The following is a 23,863-nucleotide window of genomic DNA, read 5'->3' on the forward strand; positions in this document are numbered from 1 at the left end:
GGGCCCGGTGAGCGGGTGGTCACGTACGGGCGCGGGCGGCGCCGTTGGGCCAGAGCCTCGGGCGGCGCCGGGCGGCGAGGTCCTCGACCCAGCCGACGGCGAGGATCATCAGCCCGATCAGCGGCCAGACGATGATCAGCGCCAAGGCGTTGTTCGCGCGGTCGATGTACGTGCCGAGGTGGTCGCCGACCCAGGGCACGTCCCAGAGCAGGTCGATGATCGGGAAGGTGGCCATCAGCAGCATGTTGTGCCACAGGTAGATGGTCACCGCCCGGTTGTTGGCGAGCGTGACCAGGCTGTCCCACCCGGCCAGCCGGCCCGGCAGTTCCCGCCAGGAGGGCGCGTACTGGAGCAGGATCATGCAGAACCCGAGCGACCAGGTGGCCTGGGCGAGCGGGATCTCGTCCAGGTTCCAGCCCTCCTCGGTGAGGTGGTGGGCGCCCCACCACAGCGCGAAGGCCATCAGCATCGCGGCCAGCGAGACCGCGAGGTAGCGGGGGACGGTCTTCAGCAGCCCGTCGTTGTGCGCGAAGCCGAGGACCCAGCAGGAGCCGAACACCGCGAAGTCCACCAGGCCCTCACCGGTCGCACCGGGCACGGTGACCAGTCCGGTGCCGATGACGGCGGTGAGCCCGATCGGGGCGAGCAGGGTGACCCAGGGCAGCTTCCGGAAGGCCTTGAGCAGCAGCGGGGAGGCCAGCACGAACCACAGGTAGGCGCGGATGTACCAGAGCGGCCCGATGCCCTGCTCGGCCCAGGAGGTTTCCAGCCAGCCGCCCTCGGAGCCGTTCTCCCAGGGGAAGGGCGGGGTGCCGATCGGCAGGATGTAGCAGCCCAGCTTGAGGAACCACCAGACGCCCTCCTCGCGCACAGGCTTCCAGCCGAGCAGGAAGACCACGGGCACGACGACCGCGGCGAACGCCCACATGGGCGGCAGCAGCCTGCGTACGCGGGAGCGGATCACGCCCCACGCGGGCCGGGCGAGCGACCGGGCCATCAGCGATCCGGCCAGGGCGAACATGACGCCCATGGACGGGAACACGACGGTCAGCCAGGCCCAGCCGAAGAGGTGGAAGACGACGACCCGGACGAGCGCGATCGCCCGCAGCAGGTCGAGATAGCGGTCCCGGCCCGCCTTGGCGGGGGCGGGGGCCGGCGCGTCGGCCGGGACGGGCCCGGCGGGGGCGGGCAGCACCACGCGCAGGGCCATGGTCCGCTCGTCCTCGTGCGGCTTTCCGTAGGACTGCTGTGGGTGCGTCATGCGACGGGCCTCCGCTCGTGGGTGCGCGCACGCTGGGACGGCGTCGCACCGGGGGCGTCCACGACCCCCGTACGACGCAGCTTCTGCCAGCGCAGCCGGCCACCGGTGAGAGCGGTGATCCAGGACTGGAGCAGCACCACGTACATGAGCTGCCGGTAGAGGACCTGCTGGAGGGGGAGCGAGAGCAGATGGGTCATGCGCTCCCGGTCGAGCCGGAAGGCGTACGCGGCACACACCAGCTGCACCGCGAGGACGCCGAGCCACGCGCCGACGGTCTTCTCGGTGGGCCCGAACACGAGCCCGTACAGCAGGAAGACGTCGATGAGCGGGGCGAGGAGCGGGGCGACGACCATGAACAGCGAGACGAACGGCAGTCCGACACGGCCGAACCGGCCCGAGGGCCCGCGTTCGATGACCGCCCGGCGGTGCTTCCAGATCGCCTGCATGGTGCCGTACGACCACCGGTAGCGCTGCGACCAGAGCTGCTGCACGGTCTCCGGTGCCTCGGTCCAGGCGCGGGCGTTCTCCGCGTAGACGACGCGCCAGCCGTCCCGGTGCAGGGCCATCGTGACGTCGGTGTCCTCGGCGAGGGTGTCCTCGCTGATGCCGCCGACCCGCTCCAGCGCCTCGCGCCGGAAGGCGCCGACCGCGCCGGGGATGGTGGGCATGCAGCGCAGCACGTCGTACATGCGGCGGTCGAGGTTGAAGCCCATCACGTACTCGATGTGCTGCCAGGCGCCGATCAGCGAGTCGCGGTTGCCGACCTTGGCGTTGCCGGCGACGGCCCCGACACGCGGGTCGCCGAAGGGCTGCACCAGCTCGCGGACGGTGGTCGGTTCGAAGACCGTGTCGCCGTCCATCATCACGATGATGTCGTTGCGGGCGTGCGCGATGCCGTTGTTCAGGGCAGCGGGCTTGCCCGCGTTGCGCTGGCGCACCACCCGGACGTTGGGCAGCCGCATCCGCTGGACGATGTCCGCGGTGCCGTCCGTGGAGCCGTCGTCGATCACGATGACTTCGACCGGATAGTCACTTGCCAGCAGCGAGCGCACCGTGTTCGCGATGCACTTCTTCTCGTTGTACGCGGGCACCAGGACGGTCACCGTGCGGGTGACGGGTTCGCCCCAGCGGAAGCCGCGTCCGCGCACCCGGCGGGCGTGGATGAAGGACAGCACCAGCATCAGCCCGAAGCGGGCGAAGACCAGCACCCCGATCACCGCGAGCCCGGCCACCATCACATCGGTGATGTGCTCCGAGACGCCCACCGCCCAGACGAACGCCTTGCCCTTCCACAGCGCGAACCCGGTGACCGGGGTGTGCGCGCTGGGGGCGCCGAGCGCGTCGGTGAGGTTGGTGAACTCGTAGCCCTTGTCCTGCATCTTGGGCAGGAAGTGGCCGAGCGCGGCCACGGTCTGGGACCGGTCCCCGCCGGAGTCGTGCATCAGGACGATGGCGCCCTTGCCGTGCTTGGGCGTGGCGTTCTTGGAGATGACACCGACGCCCGGCCGCTTCCAGTCCTCGCTGTCCGTGTTGTTGACGACGGTGAGGTAGCCGCGGCTGCCGATGTACTGCGTGACCGGCCAGGACTTGTTGTCCATGGCGTCGGCGAACGAGGAGTAGGGCGGCCGGAAGAGCGAGGTGCGGATGCCCGCCGCACCGGCGAGGACCAGCTGGTTCTGGGACAGCTCCCAGTCGATGCGGCTGGTGGACTGGTAGGAGAGGTCGGGGTGGTTGAAGGTGTGCAGCCCGACCTCGTGCCCCTCCTCGACCATGCGCTCGACCAGGTCCGGGTAGCGCGAGGCCATGGTGCCGGTGACGAAGAAGACGCCGTGGGCGTCGTACTCCTTCAGCTTGTCCAGCACCTTCGGCGTCCACTCCGGGTCCGGGCCGTCGTCGAAGGTCAGCACGATCCGGTGATCCGGGATGCGCAGGGTCTTCGCGGGCTCGGTGGTGGACCGGGCGTCGATGACCGGCCCGCCCTCCAGCACCTGGTCGGGTACCCGGTCGGTCGCGACGGGGGGCCGGATGCGGTGGTCGGCGAGGATTTCGCTGTGCACGTAGCCACGCAGCATCAGCATGGCGAGCAGGGCAACGAGAAACAGGAGCGGCAGCATGTAGCGCATGGGAAGTCTGCGCCGGCGGGTCTGCTTCTTCCTGTGGGAGTTGCGCCTGCCCCGGGGGGCAGGGGTGGTCATCTAGTGGGCGCCTTCTTGTTCTTGCGCGGGGTCCGGGGTGGTGCCGGTGGGAAGGCCGGCATCCGTCACCGTCGAATCGGTGGTGCCCGTGTCGGTGCTGCCCGTGTCCTGCTGCTCCTGGTTGGTGAGCGGGAGGAAGGGGGCGCTGGAGTTGCCGCCGAGCACCGCGACGACCAGGGTCGTCGCGTAACAGACGAAGACCGCGGCCAGGACCCAGCCGAGGCGGCGCAGCGTCTTGCCGCGCCGGCCGCTCTCGTCCACGAAGACGGGGCCGTCGGAGTCGTCCGGAGCGGATGGTTCCGGTAGCAGCTCGGAGAGCTGCCGTCCGATTCCGTCCAGCTGGATGGTGACTTCGTTCGGCTCGTGGGTGTGCCCCGCATGGGCACCTTCACGCCAAGTTTCCACTGTTGTACGCACTTCCCCCACTCAGGAACGGGTGCGCGCAACTGATCCGTCGTACGTCGCCGGACGGGCCCCCACCCTGTCCGCGCCCCCTACCACAGTGCACCCGGGCCATGAATGTAGCGCACGCCCGGCCTCCCGGCACACCCGGACGCAGAAACGACGAGGACCCCGCTGCCGGGTGGCAGCGGGGTCCTCGCCCACATGGGAATTTGTGGAGATGGCGGGAATCGAACCCGCGTCCAACGGTGCGGAACCAGGGCTTCTCCGAGTGCAGTCCGCTACGCTTTTCTCGGCCTCGGAGGTCACGCGGACAAGCCTCCGACAGGCCCAGTCACTGTTTGATTTCCTTCTGAGACCCGTGACCGGACTCAGAAGTTTAGATCCCTTGATGATGCCAGGATCCGGGTCGGGATCACCCCCGGGCTGACACTCCGCAGAGTCTTCGCTAGCTGCTAATTAGGCAGCGAGGGCGAAGGCGGAGGAATCGCGCTTGGAATTGGCGATTATTGGTTGCGACATATGGTTTACGAGATCATTGCCGCTTCCTCGACTCGCTTCCCCTGCTTCGACATCCGCTGTCGAAACCGATCATCCCCATGTTGATTTTTCAAGGTGGTGCCACACCCTCCGTGGGGTGTGCTGCCATCGTACGTGACCAACGCGGGCCGATGCCAGCGTATTCCTGCCGGAGGGGCCGACGGCGGGTGCCGGCCTCCGGATCAGGCGCTCCGCTGGCGGCGGCGGGCCGCCGCGACGGCGCGGTTCGTCTCCCTGGTGTCCTGCTTCTCGCGCAGCGTCTGCCGCTTGTCGTACTCCTTCTTGCCCTTCGCGAGCGCGATCTCGGCCTTGACGCGGCCGTTCACGAAGTACAGCGAGAGCGGCACGATGGTGTGGCCGGTCTCCTGCGACTTCGACTCCAGCTTGTCGATCTCGGCCCGGTGCATCAGCAGCTTGCGCTTGCGCTTGGCGGAGTGGTTGGTCCAGGTGCCCTGGACGTACTCCGGGACGTGGATGTTGTGCAGCCACGCCTCGCCGCCGTCGATCTGGACGAAGCCGTCGACCAGGGACGCCCGGCCCAGGCGGAGCGATTTGACCTCGGTCCCCATGAGCACGAGGCCGCACTCGTAGGTGTCGAGGATGGTGTAGTCGTGGCGCGCCTTCTTGTTCTGCGCGATGAGCTTGCGCCCGGTGTCCTTTTCCTTAGCCATAGTGCGGCCATTTTCGCACTACGACCCGCCCCCGAGGCCACTCAATACCGTCTCGGCCCGTTCCTGGGCCCGCGCGCTCACCGCCAGGTCCGGCGTGATGCCCTTGCCGTCGACCCCGTGGCCCGCCGGTGTCCGGTAGTGGCCCACGGTCAGCTCGGCCACCGAGCCGCCCGCCAGCTTGCTCGGCATCTGCACGGACCCCTTGCCGAAGGTCCGCGAGCCGACCGTGACCGCCCGGCCCCGGTCCTGGAGCGCCCCCGTCACCAACTCGGCCGCGCTCATCGTCCCCCCGTCGACCAGCACGACGACGGGGCGCTCGGTGTCCCCGCCCGACCGCGCGTACAGGGCGTGCTGCTCTCCGTGCACGTCGTACGTGGCGACCAAGCCGCCGTCCAGGAAGGCGGAGGCCGCGGTGACCGCCTCGGTGACCAGGCCGCCCGGATTGCCCCGCAGGTCCAGCAGCACCCCGGCGCCCGCGGGCGCGTCCCGGACCGCTTCGCGCACGGCCTCCCCGGAGCCCTTGGTGAACGAGGCGACCGCGATGCGCACCGCCCCGGACGGACCCGACCGCTGGGGCCCGATCCGCCGCACGGTCACCGACTCGACCGTGAGCCGGGCCCGGCGCAGCGTCTCGGTCCGGGTGGCGGCCCCCCGGCGGACGCCGAGGCTGACCGTGCTCCCGGCCTTCGCGCCGGTGCGGTCGCCGCGCAGCATGGCCACCACGTCGGAGACGGGCAGCCGGTCGACACGGCGGCCGTCCACGGTGCGGAGCAGGTCGCCGGAGCGGATGCCCGCGCGGTCGGCGGGGCTGCCGGGCTGGACACGGGCGACGGCGACCCGGCCTTCGGCGGAGCGCCGGGCGGCGAGGCCGACCCCGGTGTACGTGCCGCCGAGGGCCTCCTCGAACTCCTGGTACTCGCGCTCGTCGTAGACCGCGCCCCAGCGGTCGCCGCTGCGGCTGACGACCTCCTCGGCCGCCTCCGTACCGGACTTGCCGTCGGCGACCGCGTCGGCGGCGGCCTCCTCGACCTTGTCGCGGTCGGCGGTGGCGGCGACGGACCGGGCGTGCACCGGGGGTTCCTTCGCCTCGCCGTGGGGCAGCGCGCCGGTCGCGGCCCCGGTGGCGAGGACGCCGGCGAAGACCAGCGTCAGGGCCGCCCCGCGGCGCAGACCGCGGGGCCCGACGCGACATTCGGGGTCCGACATGGCGCCGATTCTAGGACAACGCCCCGGAGGCGCATGGGACGTTGGGTGTGCGCCTCACGGGGCGCACATCACACCTTCAGGTACTTGCGCAGCGCGAAGAGAGCGGCAACGGCGGGCATCAGCAGGCCGATCGCCAGTACCAGCGGCAGCTTGGTGAGGACCGCGTCCCAGCCGATGAAGTCGATCAGGTTGAGCTTGTCCTTGAGCGCGAGGCCGCCGTCGATCAGGAAGTAGCGCCCGGCCAGCAGCATCACGCAGGCCAGCACCCCGCCGATGAGACCGGCGAACGCCGCCTCCATGATGAACGGCGCCTGGATGTAGAAACCGGAGGCGCCGACGAGCCGCATGATCCCGGTCTCCCGGCGCCGGCTGAACGCGGAGACGCGCACGGTGTTGACGATCAGCATCAGCGCGATGACGAGCATCAGCGCCATCACGAAGAGCGCGGCGACGTTCATGCCGTTCATCAGTCCGAAGAGGTTGTCCAGGATGCTGCGCTGGTCCTGGACGGACTGGACCCCGTCCCGCCCGGCGAAGGCGGTGGCGACGACCTTGTACTTGGTGGGGTCCTTGAGCTTGACCCGGAAGGACTCCGGCATCTGGTCCGGCGTGATGTTGCCGGCCATCGGGGAGTCGCCGAACTCCTCCTGGTAGTGCTTGTACGCCTCGTCGGAGGACTCGTAGATCACCTTCTCCACGACGTCCATCTTGTTGAGATCGCTCTCGATCTCGTCCTTCTGCTGCTTGGTGACCGCACCCTTGGCGCACTGGACCACCGTCTCCGCGTCGCCCTTGCCGCAGAGGTAGATGGAGACGTTGACCTTGTCGTACCAGTAGTCCTTCATCGTGCTGACCTGCTCGCGCATGAGCAGCGCGCCGCCGAACAGGGCGAGCGAGAGGGCGACGGAGACGACGACGGCGAAGGTCATCGTGAGGTTGCGACGGAGGCCGACGCCGATCTCCGACAGGACGAACTGGGCGCGCATGGCGTCCTTTCAGTGCTGGGTGCTCAGTGCTGATAGCCGTAGACGCCGCGCGCCTGGTCGCGCACGAGACGGCCCTTCTCGAGCTCGATGACGCGTTTGCGCATCTGGTCGACGATGTTCTGGTCGTGGGTCGCCATGATCACGGTGGTGCCGGTCCGGTTGATCCGGTCCAGCAGCTTCATGATGCCGACGGAGGTCTGCGGGTCGAGGTTGCCGGTCGGCTCGTCCGCGATCAGCAGCATGGGCCGGTTGACGAAGGCCCGCGCGATCGCCACGCGCTGCTGCTCACCACCGGACAGCTCGCCGGGCATCCGGTCCTCCTTGCCGCCGAGCCCGACGAGGTCGAGGACCTGCGGCACGGCCTTGCGGATCTCGCCGCGCGGCTTGCCGATCACTTCCTGGGCGAACGCCACGTTCTGCGCGACGGTCTTGTTGGGCAGCAGCCGGAAGTCCTGGAAGACGGTGCCCAGCTGGCGGCGCATGTGCGGCACCTTCCAGTTGGACATGCGCGCGAGGTCCTTGCCCAGGACGTGGACGGCGCCCGTACTGGCGCGCTCCTCGCGCAGGATGAGCCGCATGAAGGTGGACTTGCCGGAGCCGGACGAGCCGACCAGGAAGACGAACTCGCCCTTCTCGATGTCGAGCGACACATCCCGGAGAGCGGGACGGCTCTGCTTCGGGTAGGTCTTGGAGACGTTGTCGAATCGGATCACGGATGCACCACGGTCGGCCGGGAGTAGGTGAGCGTGACCATACGCGAACCGGGCTGAGCCGTGCAGGCACGCATACCGGGATGGGTGATTTACGGTGAAACGGCACCGATTCCGGGGCGGTGCGGCGGGGAAGGGGCCCGGGTGTGGCAGCGGGGCGGGCCGAATGGGCCACGAGCTGGCACAGTGGTAGGGGGAACGGTCGCGTTTCCGTGAGCGTTGTGCGGAGAGATGGCTTGTGCGGCTCCGCCGCGCGGGAGGAGGAAAGCGCATGACCTACGACCGACTGGTGTGCGCGAACTGCGCGGCGCCCGTCACCGAGGGCCGCTGCCCCGTGTGCCGGGCGAGCCGCGAGCGGATGCGGGAGCAGGAGCAGGGGCCCTTCGCGGGGATCAGTCCGGCGATGCTGGCGGCCCTGCTGGTGGTGCTCCTGGGCGCCCTGGCCCTGCTGGCCCACCAGACCGTGTAGCGCCCGCCACCGCCCGACGTACGGGAAGGGCCCGGACCGCCGAACGCGGTCCGGGCCCTTCCCCCCGCTCTACGCGGCCGTCCGGTTGCCCATCAGGCGCGGCAGGACGCGGAAGCCGATGCCGCCGGCGATCATCGTCGCGGCGCCGACCAGCAGAAACACGGTCCGGCCCGCTCCGGTCTCGGCCAGCTCGTCCTTGCCCTTGCCCTGCTCCACGGGCTGGTTGCCGACCGAGTCGGTGTCGGTGTTGCCACCGCCGCCCGAGACCCCGATCTGCCCCACGCCGCCGTCGTCACCGGTGTCGCCCGTCCCGTTGCCCGTCCCCCCGCCCGGGTCCGCGGACCTGGTCGGGCCCTTGGTGGGCTCCGCCGAGGGCTCTGAGGGCTGCGCGGGCGGGTCGTCCGGGCCGGTGGGCGGCTCGCTCGGGTCCGCCCGGCCGGTCGGCGGGACGGAGGGGTGCGGTGGTGTGGCCTGCGGCTCGGGCGGCTCGGGCGGCTCGCAGCGCGGGTCGAGCGGGCTGCACGGGTCGCCGTCCTCGCCCGGGTCCTCGTCCCCCGGCTCGGCGGTGGGCCGCACGCCGATCTCCACACCCGCGACGTCGACGCCGATGCCGGCGGCCTGCGCTGCGCCCGCGGCGGTCAGCGAGGCGCCGGCGGCGATCACCGCGCCCGCCGCCGTCCGCGCGACGCGTATGCGCGTCCTCTTCGTCATGTACCGCTACCCCCAGTAGCCGTTCTCGTCGGGCTGCCCCAGCACCCTCGCGGGAGCCACCGAGAACGTCAAGGCCGTTCCGGGCCCATGTGCCTTGCTACAGGGGGAGTTGCGTCGCTTCTCGGACTACTTCTCGTTCTGCTTGCGCCAGCGGATGCCGGCCTCGATGAAGCCGTCGATCTCGCCGTTGAAGACCGCCTCCGGGTTGCCCATCTCGAACTCCGTACGCAGGTCCTTGACCATCTGGTACGGGTGCAGGACGTAGGAGCGCATCTGGTTGCCCCAGGAGTTGCCGCCGTCGCCCTTGAGGGCGTTCATCTTGGCCTGCTCCTCCTGGCGGCGGCGTTCGAGCAGCTTCGCCTGGAGGACGTTCATCGCGGACGCCTTGTTCTGGATCTGCGAGCGCTCGTTCTGGCAGGAGACGACGATGCCGGTCGGCAGGTGGGTCAGGCGCACCGCGGAGTCCGTGGTGTTGACGCCCTGGCCACCGGGGCCGGAGGAGCGGTACACGTCGACGCGCAGGTCGGACTCGTCGATCTCGACGTGGTCCGTCTGCTCGACCACGGGCAGCACCTCGACGCCCGCGAAGGAGGTCTGGCGGCGGCCCTGGTTGTCGAAGGGCGAGACGCGCACCAGGCGGTGGGTGCCCTGCTCGACGGAGAGCGTGCCGTAGGCGTACGGCACCTCGACGGCGAAGGTGGTCGACTTGATGCCGGCCTCTTCCGCGTACGCCGTCTCGTAGACCTCGGTCTTGTAGTTGTGCCGCTCGGCCCAGCGCAGGTACATCCGCTGGAGCCGCTCCGCGAAGTCCGCCGCGTCGACGCCGCCGGCCTCGGCGCGGATGGTGACCAGCGCCTCCCGGGCGTCGTACTCGCCGGAGAGGAGGGTGCGGACCTCCATCTCGTCCAGCGCCTTGCGGACGGACTCCAGCTCGGCCTCCGCCTCGGCGAGCGCGTCGGCGTCGCCCTCGGACTCGGCGAGCTCGAAGAGGACTTCGAGGTCGTCGATCCGGCCGCGCAGGCCCTCGGCCTTGCGGACCTCGGCCTGGAGGTGGGAAAGCTTGCTGGTGATCTTCTGCGCCGCCTCGGGGTCGTCCCACAGGGACGGGGCGGCCGCCTGCTCCTCGAGCACGGCGATGTCCCCCCTCAGCGCATCCAGGTCCAGGACGGCCTCGATCGACCCCATGGTCGAGGAGAGGGACTTCAGCTCTTCGGAAATATCGACGACTGCCACGGGTCCAGCGTAACGGCTGTCGGCGCGTACGTTCCTCGGGCTGTCGGATCACCGCTTCCTAGGGCTGTGCCGGGGCCGAGTTCCTGGTGTCCTGCGGGCCCGGGTCCGGGTCGTCGCTGCTCAGCGCGAGCCAGCCGGCCGCGCCGAGCCCGGCCACCAGCACGAGGGCCGCGGCGCCCAGGGTCAGGCGGCGCTTGCGGACGGCCGCCGACTTGTTGCGGGCCGAGCCGGGTCGGGGCCGGCCGGGGGCGCGCGGGGCGCGGGCGGTGCCCCGGGGGCCGCCGGACAGCTCGTCGGGGGCCGGGACGCGCATGCTCGTGTGGGTGTCGCGGTTGGAGTCCGGGGTCGAGCCGGGCACCAGCGGGACCGCGCCGCGCCTGCGGGGCTCGTCGCCGGCCGGGGTGTACTGCTGCTCGTCGTAGCCCTGCGGGGCCTCCGGCTCCTCGTCCGGCTCGTCCACCTCCAGCGGCGGGATGCCGGCCAGGTGCGGCAGCTGTTCGCGCAGCCGGGCCGCCAGCTCGGAGGCGCGCAGCCGGGAGGCGGGGGCCTTGGCCAGGCACTGGACGAGCAGCTGCCACAGCTCGTCGGGGATGCCGGGGAGCGGGACGACGGTCTCGGTGACATGGCGGCGCAGCACGGCGCCGGGGTGGCCGCCGCCGAAGGGCGTGAAGCCCGCGAGGAGCTCGTACAGCACCGTGGCCAGGGCGTAGATGTCGACGGCGGCGCGCGGCGGCAGGCCTTCGACGATCTCGGGGGCCAGGTAGTCCGGCGTGCCGATGATCTTGGTGGTGCGGGTCCGGCGCGGGGTGTCGATGAGCTTGGCGACGCCGAAGTCGGTGAGCAGCGCGGGGTGGGCGTTGCCGGGACCGAGCGGCCCCTCCATGTCCAGCAGGATGTTCTCGGGCTTGACGTCGCGGTGGACGATCCCGGCGGCGTGCGCGGCGGCGAGGCCGTCGGCGACGTCCGCGACCACCGCGACGGCCGCCTCGGGGGCCAGCCGGCGTTCGCGGTCGAGCCGGGTGCGCAGGTCGGTGCCCCGGACCAGGTCCATGACGAGGGCGAGGTCGTTGCCGTCCACCACGAGGTCGCGGACGGCGACGACGTGCGGGTGGTCGAGTCCGAGCAGCGCGGTGCGCTCCTGGACGAACCGGCCGACGAGCTCCTGGTCGGATGCCAGGTCCTCGCGGAGCAGTTTGATGGCCACGGGGCCCTCGGGGCCGTCCCCGAGCCACACCGTGCCGGCGCTGCCGCGCCCCAGTATCTGGTGGGCGGTGTACCGGCTGCCGATTTTCCGTGCCAAGACTGCTCCCTCAGCGGCTGGCGATGGACCCAACAACCCCCGGTCGACAAAGTTACGCGGCGATCGGGGGCCCGCGTGCCGTGGTTGGCGCCAACCTTCGCTTCTGCGGGCGAATTGCCTCGGAATTGGCCCGCGGAAGTCGATATAGCTACAGAGTTGCACGCCTTCCGGCGTGGTCAGCCGCCGCTGCCGCTGCCGCTGCCGCCCAGGTCGGAGATCCAGTCCTTCACCGTGGACACGGCGTCGGTGATCGCGTGCCAGTAGCTCTGGCCCTGTCCGATCCAGTCCTTGAGCGGGGTCAGCTCCCAGATCAGCCAGCTCGCCACGAAGAGCAGCACCAGCGTGAACAGGCAGCCCTTGAGGCAGCCGAGCCCGGGGATCTTCATGGGGTTGGCGCTGCGCTGCCTCGGCTCGCGGGGCGCGCGCTGCGGCTGCTGGGGCTGCTGCGGGGGCGCGTACGGCTGCGGCTGGGGCTGGTATTGCTGCTGCGGTTGCGGCTGGTACTGCTGCTGCGGTTGCGGCTGGTACTGCTGCTGCCGCTGTTGCTGCGGGTACTGCTGGGGCTGCGGCTGCTGGTACCCGGGCTGCCGGTCGCGCGGCTGCTGCGGTTGCGGCTGCTGCCGGCGCTGCGGGCGGCGGCGCAGCGGGTCCTGGCTCGGATCGAGGTACTGGACCTGCGTCTGCTCGTTGCGGTCGCGGGCGGCCCGGAGCTGGGACTGCCAGGGGTGCGGGTCCTCGGGGCGCGGGTCGCTGTCGGGGCGCGGCGGCACGGGCGGCAGGACGGCGGTCGGGTCGGCCTGGCCGGCCCCGGGGCCGCCGCTGTGGGGCAGGACGCTGGTGGCCCCGTTCGGGTCGTACGAGCCGGCGTTGCTCGGCAGCACCTGCGTCGGGTCGGCCGCGCCGGGGATCTCCGGTACGGCGGTGGGCGCCGGGTCGGGCGCGAGCAGGGCGGCGACCCCGTCGGCGGCGGCGATCTGCGCGGAGCTCGCGTGGACCCCGATGCCGTCGGCGACCGTACGAAGGGCACGGGCCAGGTTCTCGGCGCTCGGCCTGCGGTCCGGGTCCTTGCTCAGGCAGCGCTCTATGACCGTCCACAGGGGCTCGGGGACGGTGCTGGGGCGGCGGGGCTCCTCGCTGAGGTGCCGGTGCAGGACTTCGAGCGCGGTGCCGCCGGCGAACGGCGGGCGGCCGGTGACCAGCTCGTACAGCAGGATGCCGGCGCCGTAGATGTCGACGGCGGAGGTCTGCGGGCGGCCCTCGGCGGACTCCGGCGCCACGTAGGCGGGGGTGCCGACGAACTCGTGGGTCCGGGTCAGGCCCGGCGAGTCGGCGAGGCGGGCGATGCCGAAGTCGGTGAGCATCGGGCGCATCGCGCCGTCGGGGTCGGCGAGCAGCACGTTGGCGGGCTTGAGGTCGCGGTGCACGACGCCGTCCGCGTGGCTGGCGGCGAGCGCGTCGGCGATCTGCGCGGTGAGCAGCGCGGCGGCGACCGGGGTGAGCGGGCCGTTGTCGCGCAGGTAGCGGTGCAGGTCGGGACCGTCGATCAGGTCCATGACGAGGGCGAGGAGGTCGCCCTCCACCACGAGGTCGCGGGTGCGCACGATGTTGGGGTGGGTCAGCCGCAACAGGACGGAGCGTTCCCGCAGGAACCGCATCACCACGTCCGCGTCGTTGGCCAGCTCCTCCTTGAGGACCTTGATCGCCACGGTCTCACCGGGCCGGCCGGCCACGGCCGCCTCGGCGCCCGCCGCCTCGCGCTGGCTGGCGCGCCAGACGGTGCCCGTGGCACCGCGTCCCAGCGGCTCCTCCAGGAGGTACTTGCTGCCTACCGGCCGCACGTCATGCGCTCCCTGCTGGTCGTGGTGGATCGGTCCCGGGTACCCCCGGAGTTTCCGGCCCACTCTAGAGGCTGTACGGAGGAGCCCGGCCGGGTCCGCGAGGTGACTTCTCCGGTCTGCGGGCCCCGGACGCGCGGTCGCCGCTCTCCGGCGCGCGCACTCCGTTCCCCGCACGGAAGGGTCCCGGGGGAAGACGCCCGCCCGGGGTGGATGGTTGCCAGTGCCGTACGCCGGGAAACCGGTCATGCCGCACTTTTGGGGCCACAGCAGACGTTTCAAGATCACTAACTGATGACCGCCGGGCGTGTTGTCAGTGGCAGGTGCGAGGATGCCTGGAGCACCGCTGCGGGGTCGGGAGCCTCGCGGTGCGTGACGAACCTGTACCGGACGACGCGTCGGTGCCGGGTGGGGGGAATCACAGGGCGTTCCCCCGGCCGGAGCCGCGCGCAGAAGGGACCGCTGACGGCGATGCAGATCCGGCTGACCGTCCTCGCGCCGCCCAGCGGCCAGACCCCGGCGCGCGCCTGCGATGTGCTGGTCACCGCCCCCGCGGGGACGGCGCTGGCCGCCGTCGCGTCGGGCCTGGCCATGGCCGTCGCCGGTCCCGACGGCTCCCTCGGCAGCGGCGCGGTGGTGCTCTTCGCGGGCCGGGAACGGCTGGACGCGCAGCGCTGCGCGCTCGGCGAGCCGCCCCTGGTCGACGGCGCGGTGCTGTCGCTCCAGGCGCCCGGCGAGGACGAGAGCGCGGACGACGCGGTCCCCGCCCAGCTCCAGGTGGTCGCCGGCCCCGACGCGGGCGGGGTCCATCTCCTGCACGGCGGCACGGTCCGCGTCGGCCGCTCGGCCGATGCCGATGTCCCGCTGGACGACCCCGATGTCTCCCGGCTGCACTGCGAGGTGACGGTCTCCGAGGACGGCCGGGTCTCCGTGGCCGACCTGGGCTCCACCAACGGCACCTCGCTCGACGGGGCCGAGGTCCACGACCGCCCGGTCCGGCTGGCCCCGGGGGCGCTGCTGCGACTCGGCGAGTCCACGCTCCGGCTCGCCTCCGGCGCGCGTCCGCCGGTGCTGCCGACGACCCCGGACGGCGAGGGCCACCTCCGGGTGGCCCGGGCCCCGGCCCCGCCGGCCGCCCCCTCCCCCGAGGCCGCCCCGCCCGACCACGACCGGCCGAGCCCTGACGAGCCCGAGGCCGGGGCCCGGCCCGGGTCCTCCACCGGGCATCCCGGCCGCTTCCCGGAGCAGGAGGCGCCCCGGCGCGGCGGCATAGGGGCCTGGGCCCGCCGGCTCAAGGGCGCCCGGACCGAGCCGGCGCCCCCGAGCGCCCCCGCCGAGCCGGTCCCGCCCGTCACCGGCACGTTCACCTCGCCGCCCACCGCCCCCGAAGGCACCTGGCCCGATCCGGCCGCCGTGCTGCTGACCGCGCTCGGCCCGGGCCCCCGGCTGTGGGAGCGCGACCCCGCGCACCCGGAGGCACTGGTGGTCCGGCTGGGCACCACCGACCGGGCCGACCTGCCCGCCGTGCCGGTGACCGTGAGCCTGCGGGAGGCCGGTTCGCTGGGGCTCGCCGGGCCCCGGGAGCGGCTGTCCGGGCTGGCCCGGTCCGCCGTGGCCCAGCTGGCCGCGCTGCACTCCCCCGCCGACCTGGAGATCGTGCTGATCAGCACGGACCGGACGCGGACCACGGAGGAGCGGCGGCGCGAGTGGGCCTGGCTGGGCTGGCTGCCCCATCTGCGTCCGATGCACGGCCAGGACTGCCGGCTGCTCCTCGCGTACGACCGCGACCAGGCGCTCGCCCGCACCGCCGAGCTGGTCCGCCGGCTGGACGACGGGCCCCTCGGCCCCGGCTGGGCGAGCCAGGACGCGGCCACGGTGGCCGAGGCCGCGCGCGGCTACGAGGGCCCGTTCACGGTGGTGATCCTCGACGGCGACCCCGGCACGGCGGTCCTCCGCGAGAACACCGCGCGGCTGGCGGCGGCCGGCGCGGCGGCGGGTGTCCATCTGATCTGCCTGGCCGAGACCCCGGCCGCGACGCCCACCTCGCCGGTCGCCGCGACGTACGAGGCGGCGTGCCACGCGTCGATCGCCTTCCGCGAGTGCGGGGCGGTCGGAATGCTGAGCGGCGACGTGGCGACGGCCCTGCGGCTGCTGCGCACGGCGGGCGGCCGGGCGGCGGGCCACGGCACGGTGGCCTCGGTGGACGCGGTGTCGGCGCACTGGGCCCAGCGGTTCGCCCGGGCGCTGGCCCCCCTGCGCGCGGAGGGCTCGGCCGCGCTGCCGGGCCGCCAGGTGCCGGTGGCGCTCCCCCCGTCCGCCCGCCTCCTGGACGAACTGGGCCTGGCCCGCGCCACCCCGGCCTCCCTGATGGCCCGCTGGGCGTCCACGGCGGACGACCGCCCGGCGCCCCGCGTGGGCCCCCAACGCACGGCGGCCGAGGCACCGGACTCGGGCCGTACGGCGTACCCGGGCACGGGCGACTCGGGCCGTACGGCGTACCCGGGGACCGGTGACTCGGGCCGCACGGCGTACCCGGCCGCGACGACGACGGGCTCCGGCCGCACCCCGTACCCCGGCGCGAGCACGGGCGACTCGGGGCGTACCCCGTACCCCGGCGCGAGCACGGGCGACTCCGGCCGCACCCCCTACCCCGACACCACCACGACAGGCTCCGGCCGCACCCCGTACCCCGCTCCCGCCCGCGTCAGCGGGCCCCGGCAGGCCGGTGCGCCTCAGGTCGCCGCGCGGGGTGCCGAGGCCGTCGGAGGGACGCAAACGACGCAAACGGCCACGCGTGCCGCCGGCCGGCCGGCCGTCCACGCCGGGCGGCCCGTCGTCGTGCTCGGTGCCGGGCCGCGCGGGCCGGTGAGCGTCGATCTCGCCGACGAGGGGCCGCACCTGCTCATCGAGGGCCCCGGCGGCAGCGGGCGGACCGAGCTGCTGCGGGCCGTCGCGGCGTCGCTGGCGGCCGCCGCCCGGCCGGACCGGCTGGGCATCGTGCTGGTCGACGGGGCCGGCGGCGAGCGCGGCGAGTCGCTGCGGCCCTGTACGGAGCTGCCGCACGCGTTCACGCACCTGGTGGCCTCGGACCCGGTCCGGATGCGGGAGTTCGCCCAGGCGCTGGGCGGCGAGGTGAAGCGGCGGGCCGAGCTGCTCGGCGAACTCGACTTCGCCGAGTGGCACAGCCGTCACGAGGACGGGCCCGCGGCCGTGCCCATCCCCGAGCAGCGCGGCGACGTGGAGGCCCCCCTCAGCGGCACCCTGCGCCTGCGCCCGGGGGCGGGGCGCCCCGTGGACCCGGGCCCCTCGCCGCTGCCCCGGCTGGTGGTGCTCGTGGACGACTACGACGCGCTCATAGCCCCCGCCCTCGGGAGCCCCGGCCGGCCGGCTGCCGGTTCGGTGGTGCGGGCGCTGGAGGCGGTGGCCCGGGACGGCGGCCGGCTGGGCATCCACCTGGTCGCCGCCTCGGCCCGCCCCGACCGCACGGAGGACACGGAGCTGGCCCGCGGCGCGCGGCTGCGCATCGTGCTCGATCCGCCCGCGGTCCCGCCCTCGCCGGACGAACCGGCGCCGGGCCGGGGGCGGCTGGGGCATCCGGACGGGCGGGTGACGCCGTTCCAGGGCGGCCGGGTGACCGGCCGCATCCCTCGTACGGCGACGCTGCGGCCGACGGTCGTCCCGCTGGAGTGGGAGCGGATGGGGGATCCGCCCACCCGCCGCCCGGTCCGCGAGCTGGGCAACGGGCCGACGGACCTCGCGCTGCTCGCCAGCGCCCTGGAACGGGCGGCGCGTTCCGTCAACGCACAACCCCTCGCGCCCCTGTCCACCTGAAAGCCCGCCGAGCCCCGCCCGAGTCGCGCCGGAGCCGCGCTCGAAGGCCCCGAGCAGGGCCCGGACACGGCGGCCCGATCGTCCCCCAATAGCCGGATACCGGTACTGACCTCACGTCACGAGGGCATCACGATCAAGGATTTGGGGCCGGTGGCGGTATTGCGGCCCCCGGACCCCGGGCATAGGACTGGGCGCACACGACGACGTGACGCTCGACCGGCAGCGCTGGCTTCCTGACCCGGCGCCCGGTCGGCGCACGCGGACAGAGAGACGGGGCAGAATGCGCACAACCCTACGGATTCGCAGGGCGGCCGTGGTGTTCACCGCCATCGGCGCACTGGCCCTCACCGGCTGCGGCGGCGACGGTGACGGCGAGGACAAGAAGACGGACGAAGGCGGCTCCACGCCGGACAAGGGCTCGACGCCGAGTGTCGCTTTACCGAAACTGGACGGTGAGAAGCTCTCTGTCGCCGCGGTCTGGACCGGTCCGGAACAGGCCAACTTCGTCAAGGTCCTCAAGGAGTTCGAGAAGCGGACCGGCGCGACGGTGACGTTCGTCCCGGCGCAGGACCCGATCGTCAACTTCCTCGGTACGAAGATCGCGGGTGGGCAGCCGCCGGACGTCGCGATGATCCCGCAGGTGGGGGCGATCCAGCAGGCCGTGGCGAAGAAGTGGGCCAAGCCGGTCGGCACCGAGGCGAAGGCCCAGCTGAGCAAGAACTACGCGAAGGTCTGGCAGAACCTCGGCGCGGTGGACGGCACCCAGTACGGGGTGTATTTCAAGGCCGCCAACAAGTCGCTGGTCTGGTACAACACCAAGGCGTTCGAGGACGCGGGCGCGAGCGAGCCGAAGACCTGGAAGGACTTCCTGGCGACCGCCGAGACGGTGTCCGCCTCGGGTGTCACCCCGGTCTCGGTCGGCGGCGCGGACGGCTGGACGCTGACCGACTGGTTCGAGAACGTCTACCTGTCGCAGGCGGGCCCGGAGAAGTACGACCAGCTCGCCCAGCACAAGATCAAGTGGACGGACCCGTCCGTCAAGGACGCGCTGACCACGCTGGCCCAGCTGTTCGGCAAGCCCTCCCTGATCGCGGGCGGCGCGGACGGCGCGCTCCAGACCGAGTTCCCCGCGTCGGTCACGCAGACCTTCACCGGTGACCAGCCCAAGGCGGCCATGGTCTACGAGGGCGACTTCGTGGGCGTCAACATCGCGCAGACGAAGGCGAAGATCGGCACGGACGCCAAGGTCTTCCCGTTCCCCGCGGTCGGCGCCGAGTCGCCCGTGGTGACCGGTGGCGACGCGGCGATCGCGCTGAAGGACGGCAAGGGCGCCCAGGCGCTGCTGACCTGGCTCGCCTCCACGGACGCGGCGAAGATCGCCGCCTCGCAGGGCGGGTTCATCTCGCCGAACAAGGGCCTGGACGCCGCGGCGTACCCGAACGACGTGCAGCGCACGATGGCGAAGGCGCTGATCGCGGCCGGTGACGCCGTCCGGTTCGACATGTCCGACCAGGCCCCGCAGTCGTTCGGCGGGACGCCCGGGAAGGGCGAGTGGAAGATCCTCCAGGACTTCCTGAAGAACCCGAAGGACATCGCGGGGACTCAAGCCGAGCTGGAGTCCGCCGCGGCCAAGGCGTACAAGAGCTGACGGCATGACGACAGCGGCAGCGGGGGGCGCCGACGAGGCGCTCCCCGCCGACGGACAACGGTCCGGCGGGCCTCGCGTGCCCGCCCCCAGGAAGGCCGCTCCGGCCGGATCTCCGGGGCGCGCGCCCCGGAGTGTGACCGGCACCCGCAGGGTGATCGCGGCGCTCTTCCTGCTCCCCGCGCTGGTGCTGCTCGGGGCGCTGGTGGTGTACCCGATCGTGTACTCCGTCTACCGGTCGTTCTTCGACCAGGCGGGTACGGGCTTCGCCGGCATCGACAACTACAAGACGCTGTTCACGGACGACACCATCCGTACGGCGGTCAAGAACAACGCGATCTGGGTGGTTTTCGCGCCGACGATCTCCACCGCGCTCGGGTTGATCTTCGCCGTGCTGACGGAGCGCATCCGCTGGGGCACGGCGTTCAAGCTGGTCGTCTTCATGCCGATGGCGATCTCCATGCTGGCGGCGGGCATCATCTTCCGGCTGGTGTACGACCAGGCGCCGGAGCGCGGGGTCGCCAACGCGGTGTGGGTGGGCGTGCACGACACGTTCGCCGAGTCCTCGGGCTTCCCGAAGGCGCATCCGCTGCCCGTGGCCCCGCTGAAGGCGGCGGGCGGCGGGGCGTTCGTGACCAAGACGGCCGTGCACGCCGGGCAGCCGGTCCAGCTCCCCCTGGTCGGGGTGCTCCCGGCGAAGATGCCCGGCGACGCGAAACCGGCGAAGGCCCCGGCACCGGCCGGGGACGGCGGGATCAACGGCACCGCGTGGCTGGACTTCACCAAGGGCGGCGGCGGCAAACCCAACGTCGTCGACGCCAAGGAGCTCGGGCTCAAGGGCCTGAAGGTGGAGGCCGTCAGGAACGGCGAGGTGGTCGCGACCGCCAAGGCCGGGGCGGACGGCACGTTCACGCTGCCCGCCTCGGCGGACGGCGCCGAACTGCGGCTCCCCGCCTCCAACTTCAGGGAGCCGTACAACGGCGTGAACTGGCTCGGCCCGACGCTCGTGACGCCCGGGATCATCGGGAGCTACGTGTGGATGTGGGCGGGCTTCGCGATGGTGCTGATCGCGGCGGGCCTGGCCGGTCTGCCGCGTGAACTCCTCGAAGCGGCCCGGGTGGACGGGGCCAACGAGTGGCAGGTGTTCCGCCGGATCACGGTGCCGATGCTCGCCCCGGTCCTCGCGGTGGTGCTGGTCACGCTGATGATCAACGTGCTGAAGATCTTCGACCTGGTGTTCATCATCGCGCCCGGCTCGACCCAGGACGACGCCAATGTGCTGGCGTTCCAGCTGTACCGGTCCTCGTTCGGCACGGACGCGGACCTCGGGGTCGGCAGCGCCATCGCCGTACTCCTGCTGCTGCTGGTGATCCCGGTGATGCTCTTCAACATCAGGCGGATACGGAAGGAGGGGCGCCGATGACGACACCCCCGGCGACCCGGTCGCTCGGCGCGCGGATCGCGGCACGGGCCGCCGGCGGCGTGATGCGGGTCTTCCTGGTCCTGGTGGCCCTGTTCTGGCTGATGCCGACGATCGGGCTGCTGCTGTCCTCGCTGCGCAGCCCGGACAAGATCGCGTCGACCGGCTGGTGGCAGATCTTCACCGCCCCCTCCGAGCTGACCGTCGACAACTACTCCCGGCTGCTCGACAATTCGGCGATCACGGACTCGCTGCTCTCCACGGTCATGATCACCGTGCCGTCCACGGTCCTGGTCGTGGTGATCGGCTCGCTCGCGGGATACGCGTTCGCCTGGATGGACTTCCCCGGCCGCGACTGGTGGTTCCTGCTGGTCGTGGGGTTGCTGGTGGTCCCCGTACAGGTGGCGCTGATCCCGGTGTCGAAGCTGTTCGGCGAGATCGGGATCTTCGAGACGACGCTCGGTGTGGTCCTCTTCCACACCGCGTTCGGGCTCCCGTTCGCGATCTTCCTGCTGCGCAACTTCTTCGCGGAGATCCCCCGGGAGCTCCTGGAGGCGGCGCGGCTGGACGGGGCGGGTGAGATACGCCTCTTCACCCGGGTCGTGATGCCGCTGGGCGGTCCGGCGATCGCCTCGCTCGGGATCTTCCAGTTCCTGTGGGTCTGGAACGACATGCTGGTCGCGCTGATCTTCGCGGACTCGGGGTCACCGCCGATCACGGTGGCGCTCCAGCAGCAGGTGCGCCAGTTCGGCAACAACATCGACGTGCTGGCGCCCGGCGCCTTCGTCTCGATGGTGATCCCGCTCGCGGTGTTCTTCGCCTTCCAGCGCCAGTTCGTCTCCGGCGTGATGGCGGGGGCGGTCAAGTAGCGGGTACGTAACAGTGCGGGGCACTCCGGCCGGCCGGCGGGGGTGCCCCGCAGCCGTGCGGTGCACGGGATTCACGCGCCTCGGGGGCGCCCGTCATGGGCCCGCACGCCCCGTATCGCCCAAGGTTCACTTACTGCCCTGGGTAGTATGATAAGTGGGGCCTTCATCAGCCGCGCGGTCGACCGCTCACGGGCCCGACGCGCCCGTCTCTTCGGCCTTCGTACGCCTGCCCGCCCCCTGACCCGCCCTGCGGAGCCCGCCCCAGTACGCTGTGTGCTCTCCCAGTACGCACAGTCCGAGAAAGAGTCCGTATGCCCCGGCTGAGTGTCATCATCCCCGTCCGTCGCGCCCGAGGAAGTCTGCGCGAGTGCCTGGAGTCGGTGCTCTCCCAGTCGTTCACGGACATCGAGGTCATCGGGGTGGACGACGGTGCGCCGGACGGCTCGGGCCTGGTCCTGGACGAGTTCGCCGCGCGCGACAGCCGCGTCCGGGCGGTCCACCTGGAGCCGGGCGCCGGGGCTCACGGCCGCCGCAACGCCGGGATAGAGGAGGCCGCCGGGGAGTACGTCCTGTTCCTGGAGGGTTACTACGTCCTCCTGCCCGGCGCACTCCAGGCCGTCGCGGACCGGCTGGACGCCACCGGCGACCCGGACGTCCTGCTGTACGGCCACCAGAAGCGCCCCTTCCGCGGCAAGGTCCGCACGACGCGGTCCCTGCAGAAGCTGGACGGCATGCCCGAGGGACCGTTCACCCTGGCGACCCGCCCGGACCTGCTGGACATCGCCCCGGTCTCCTGGAACCGCGCGGTCCGCCGTGCGGTCCTGGAGCGCGAGACCGTGACCTTCGGCCCGGGCCCGCACGGCGAGCGAATGTACGCGATGGCGACCGTCGCCGTCGCCGCGTCGGTGGCCACGCTGGGCACCGCCTGCGTCGAGCACCGCCAGCAGCGCTACCTGCCCGGCCTGGTGGACGACGTGGAGCCCCGGACGGGCTCGACCCCGCTGGAGCTGATCGAGGCGTACGACGCGCTGATGACCTTCGTGGAGGCGCGCCCGGCTCTGAAGGAGGTGCGCGGCCTCCTCTTCGACCGCGCCGTGCAGGAGCTGCTGACCGCGTACCCGACGGTGACCAAGCGCCGCCGGCAGTACGTCGGCGCGGTCGGCGCGTTCCACAGCGCGCACCGCCCGGAGGGCTTCACGTTCCCCGGCGGCACCAAGGGCCTGCGCCCGCAGCTGCTGGGCGGCGGCAAGTACACCGCCCTCGGCGCCCTGGACACCGCGCTCGCCACCCGCCGCAGCCTGCGCGCCGCGCCCACCACGGCACGGGCGAAGGCGAAGAAGCAGTTCACCAAGCGCTACTACAAGGCGCAGCGCAAGCTGCCGCTCGACCCCAAGCTGGCCGTGTACGCCGCCTACTGGAACCGCGGCGTGAGCTGCAACCCCGAGGCGATCTACCGCAAGGCGAAGGAGCTGGCGCCCGATATCCACGGTGTGTGGGTGGTGTCGAAGAAGAACGTGGACTCGGTGCCCAAGGGCATCGACTACGTGGTGCCCGGGACCCGCCGCTACTGGTCGGTGCTGGCCCGTGCCACGTACTTCTTCAACAACGTCAACTTCCCGGACCACCTGGTCAAGCGCCCGGGCCAGATCCATGTCATGACCCACCACGGCACCCCGCTGAAGATCATGGGCATGGACCAGCAGAACTATCCGGCCGCCGCCCAGGGGCTCAACTTCGACCGGCTGCTCAAGCGCGTGGACCGCTGGGACTGGAGCGTCTCCGCCAACCCGCACTCCACCGAGGTGTGGTCCCGCGCCTACCCGAGCGCGGCGCGCCCGCTGGAGACGGGCTACCCGCGCAACGACGTCTTCGCGACGGCCACCGAGGAGCAGATCGCCAAGATCCGCGAGGACCTGGGCATCCGCCCCGGCCAGCGCGCCGTGCTCTACGCGCCGACGCACCGCGACTACGAAGCGGGCTTCACCAACCGCCTGGACCTGGACCGGTTCTGCGCGGCCGTGGGCCCGGACACCGTGGTCCTCATGCGCGCCCACTACTTCTACGGCGGGTCGGGCCTCCCGGAGAACGCGTCGGTCATCGACGTCTCCACGTACCCGCGCGTCGAGGACCTGTGCCTGGCGGCGGACGCGCTGGTCACCGACTACTCCTCGGTGATGTTCGACTACGCCCACCTGAACCGCCCGATCGTGATCCTCGCCCCGGACTGGGAGACGTACCGCACGGTCCGCGGTGTCGTCTTCGACCTGCTGTCCGGGCAGCCGGGCGAGACGCCGGGCGCCGTCGCCACGAACACGGACGAGCTGGCGGCGATCTTCACCGACGGCAGCTGGAACAGCCCGGAGAACGAGGCGCTGCTGAAGGCGTTCAAGGAGCGGTTCTGCCCGTACGACGACGGCCGCGCCGCCGAGCGCGTGGTGCGCCGCGTGCTGCTGGGCGAGGAGTCCTAGGACTCAGCGGTACGCCGAGTCTTCAAGAACGCCGCGCGGACCGGCCGCCCCTGCCTCCTCGGCTACATCGGCAAGTGCTCGGCCCCCTGCGTCGGCCGCGTCACCCCCGAG

The 23,863-nt window shown here is 72.1% G+C and carries 17 protein-coding genes and 1 other RNA gene; 6 read left to right on the forward strand and 12 right to left on the reverse strand.

Annotated elements, in window-relative coordinates; genetic code table 11:
• Nucleotides 1–19: 19 nt before the first annotated feature.
• From ABZ565_RS30800 to ftsE, 8 genes are all read right to left on the reverse strand, one after another.
• Nucleotides 20–1,261, reverse strand: coding sequence for an acyltransferase (locus tag ABZ565_RS30800; protein ID WP_361034091.1), 1,242 nt, complete (start codon nucleotides 1,259–1,261; stop codon nucleotides 20–22).
• Entirely contained in the window at nucleotides 1,258–3,456 is a 2,199-nt protein-coding gene (locus ABZ565_RS30805) for a glycosyltransferase (RefSeq protein WP_361034094.1), read from the reverse strand. Before ABZ565_RS30805 ends, ABZ565_RS30800 begins: the two co-directional genes overlap by 4 nt.
• Nucleotides 3,457–3,861 (reverse strand): hypothetical protein, encoded by a 405-nt coding sequence (locus ABZ565_RS30810; RefSeq protein ID WP_361034097.1) that lies wholly within the window; start codon nucleotides 3,859–3,861, stop codon nucleotides 3,457–3,459. It lies immediately after the preceding gene.
• 209 nt (nucleotides 3,862–4,070) lie between these two features.
• Nucleotides 4,071–4,457: a transfer-messenger RNA gene (ssrA, locus tag ABZ565_RS30815) on the reverse strand.
• Between the two features lie 123 nt (nucleotides 4,458–4,580).
• Nucleotides 4,581–5,069 (reverse strand): SsrA-binding protein SmpB, encoded by a 489-nt coding sequence (gene smpB, locus ABZ565_RS30820; protein ID WP_361034100.1) that lies wholly within the window; start codon nucleotides 5,067–5,069, stop codon nucleotides 4,581–4,583.
• Nucleotides 5,070–5,087: 18 nt separating this feature from the next.
• Nucleotides 5,088–6,275 (reverse strand): S41 family peptidase, encoded by a 1,188-nt coding sequence (locus ABZ565_RS30825; RefSeq protein ID WP_361034103.1) that lies wholly within the window; start codon nucleotides 6,273–6,275, stop codon nucleotides 5,088–5,090.
• 68 nt (nucleotides 6,276–6,343) lie between these two features.
• A complete protein-coding gene (gene ftsX, locus ABZ565_RS30830) occupies nucleotides 6,344–7,261 on the reverse strand; it encodes a permease-like cell division protein FtsX (RefSeq protein ID WP_361034106.1) in 918 nt (305 codons plus the stop codon).
• Nucleotides 7,262–7,284: 23 nt separating this feature from the next.
• A complete protein-coding gene (ftsE, locus tag ABZ565_RS30835; protein ID WP_026242629.1) occupies nucleotides 7,285–7,974 on the reverse strand; it encodes a cell division ATP-binding protein FtsE in 690 nt (229 codons plus the stop codon).
• A gap of 268 nt (nucleotides 7,975–8,242) precedes the next feature.
• Here ftsE and ABZ565_RS30840 point away from each other — a divergent pair, with 268 nt between their 5' ends.
• The gene (locus ABZ565_RS30840; protein ID WP_361034109.1) at nucleotides 8,243–8,440 is read left to right on the forward strand and encodes a hypothetical protein; all 198 of its coding nucleotides are present in this window, start codon (nucleotides 8,243–8,245) and stop codon (nucleotides 8,438–8,440) included.
• A gap of 69 nt (nucleotides 8,441–8,509) precedes the next feature.
• Here ABZ565_RS30840 and ABZ565_RS30845 read toward each other — a convergent pair whose 3' ends face one another.
• The 4 genes from ABZ565_RS30845 to ABZ565_RS30860 form a co-directional block, all read right to left on the reverse strand.
• Nucleotides 8,510–9,151 (reverse strand): LPXTG cell wall anchor domain-containing protein, encoded by a 642-nt coding sequence (locus tag ABZ565_RS30845; RefSeq protein WP_361034112.1) that lies wholly within the window; start codon nucleotides 9,149–9,151, stop codon nucleotides 8,510–8,512.
• 126 nt (nucleotides 9,152–9,277) lie between these two features.
• Nucleotides 9,278–10,384 carry a peptide chain release factor 2 gene (gene prfB, locus ABZ565_RS30850; RefSeq protein ID WP_361034115.1) on the reverse strand — a complete coding sequence of 369 codons (1,107 nt, stop codon included), beginning with the start codon at nucleotides 10,382–10,384 and terminating at the stop codon, nucleotides 9,278–9,280.
• Between the two features lie 58 nt (nucleotides 10,385–10,442).
• Nucleotides 10,443–11,684 carry a protein kinase gene (locus tag ABZ565_RS30855; protein WP_361034118.1) on the reverse strand — a complete coding sequence of 414 codons (1,242 nt, stop codon included), beginning with the start codon at nucleotides 11,682–11,684 and terminating at the stop codon, nucleotides 10,443–10,445.
• Nucleotides 11,685–11,860: 176 nt separating this feature from the next.
• Nucleotides 11,861–13,522, reverse strand: a complete 1,662-nt coding sequence (locus ABZ565_RS30860) for a serine/threonine-protein kinase (RefSeq protein WP_361034121.1) — start codon at nucleotides 13,520–13,522, stop codon at nucleotides 11,861–11,863.
• 468 nt (nucleotides 13,523–13,990) lie between these two features.
• Between ABZ565_RS30860 and ABZ565_RS30865 the strand changes: the two genes are divergently transcribed.
• The 5 genes from ABZ565_RS30865 (at nucleotide 13,991) to ABZ565_RS30885 (ending at nucleotide 23,752) form a co-directional block, all read left to right on the forward strand.
• Nucleotides 13,991–17,350 (forward strand): FHA domain-containing protein, encoded by a 3,360-nt coding sequence (locus tag ABZ565_RS30865; RefSeq protein ID WP_361034124.1) that lies wholly within the window; start codon nucleotides 13,991–13,993, stop codon nucleotides 17,348–17,350.
• 280 nt (nucleotides 17,351–17,630) lie between these two features.
• Nucleotides 17,631–18,998 carry an ABC transporter substrate-binding protein gene (locus ABZ565_RS30870; protein ID WP_361034127.1) on the forward strand — a complete coding sequence of 456 codons (1,368 nt, stop codon included), beginning with the start codon at nucleotides 17,631–17,633 and terminating at the stop codon, nucleotides 18,996–18,998.
• Nucleotides 18,999–19,002: 4 nt separating this feature from the next.
• Nucleotides 19,003–20,418 (forward strand): sugar ABC transporter permease, encoded by a 1,416-nt coding sequence (locus ABZ565_RS30875; protein WP_361034130.1) that lies wholly within the window; start codon nucleotides 19,003–19,005, stop codon nucleotides 20,416–20,418.
• Nucleotides 20,415–21,284 carry a carbohydrate ABC transporter permease gene (locus ABZ565_RS30880; protein WP_361034133.1) on the forward strand — a complete coding sequence of 290 codons (870 nt, stop codon included), beginning with the start codon at nucleotides 20,415–20,417 and terminating at the stop codon, nucleotides 21,282–21,284. Before ABZ565_RS30875 ends, ABZ565_RS30880 begins: the two co-directional genes overlap by 4 nt.
• A 311-nt stretch (nucleotides 21,285–21,595) precedes the next feature.
• The gene (locus ABZ565_RS30885) at nucleotides 21,596–23,752 is read left to right on the forward strand and encodes a bifunctional glycosyltransferase family 2 protein/CDP-glycerol:glycerophosphate glycerophosphotransferase (protein ID WP_361034136.1); all 2,157 of its coding nucleotides are present in this window, start codon (nucleotides 21,596–21,598) and stop codon (nucleotides 23,750–23,752) included.
• Nucleotides 23,753–23,863 lie beyond the last annotated feature (111 nt).

It is taken from the genome of Streptomyces sp. NPDC016469, assembly GCF_040632905.1.
Classification (GTDB): domain Bacteria; phylum Actinomycetota; class Actinomycetes; order Streptomycetales; family Streptomycetaceae; genus Streptomyces.

Excerpts from the sequence above, each read along its gene's own strand:
- ABZ565_RS30865 (WP_361034124.1), top strand. The coding sequence starts at position 13,991 with ATGCAGATCCGGCTGACCGTCCTCGCGCCGCCCAGCGGCCAGACCCCG.
- ftsX (WP_361034106.1), bottom strand. The coding sequence starts at position 7,261 with ATGCGCGCCCAGTTCGTCCTGTCGGAGATCGGCGTCGGCCTCCGTCGC.
- ABZ565_RS30800 (WP_361034091.1), bottom strand. The coding sequence starts at position 1,261 with ATGACGCACCCACAGCAGTCCTACGGAAAGCCGCACGAGGACGAGCGG.
- ABZ565_RS30825 (WP_361034103.1), bottom strand. The coding sequence starts at position 6,275 with ATGTCGGACCCCGAATGTCGCGTCGGGCCCCGCGGTCTGCGCCGCGGG.
- ABZ565_RS30845 (WP_361034112.1), bottom strand. The coding sequence starts at position 9,151 with ATGACGAAGAGGACGCGCATACGCGTCGCGCGGACGGCGGCGGGCGCG.
- ABZ565_RS30880 (WP_361034133.1), top strand. The coding sequence starts at position 20,415 with ATGACGACACCCCCGGCGACCCGGTCGCTCGGCGCGCGGATCGCGGCA.
- ABZ565_RS30805 (WP_361034094.1), bottom strand. The coding sequence starts at position 3,456 with ATGACCACCCCTGCCCCCCGGGGCAGGCGCAACTCCCACAGGAAGAAG.
- ABZ565_RS30885 (WP_361034136.1), top strand. The coding sequence starts at position 21,596 with ATGCCCCGGCTGAGTGTCATCATCCCCGTCCGTCGCGCCCGAGGAAGT.
- smpB (WP_361034100.1), bottom strand. The coding sequence starts at position 5,069 with ATGGCTAAGGAAAAGGACACCGGGCGCAAGCTCATCGCGCAGAACAAG.
- ABZ565_RS30875 (WP_361034130.1), top strand. The coding sequence starts at position 19,003 with ATGACGACAGCGGCAGCGGGGGGCGCCGACGAGGCGCTCCCCGCCGAC.
- ABZ565_RS30870 (WP_361034127.1), top strand. The coding sequence starts at position 17,631 with ATGCGCACAACCCTACGGATTCGCAGGGCGGCCGTGGTGTTCACCGCC.
- ABZ565_RS30840 (WP_361034109.1), top strand. The coding sequence starts at position 8,243 with ATGACCTACGACCGACTGGTGTGCGCGAACTGCGCGGCGCCCGTCACC.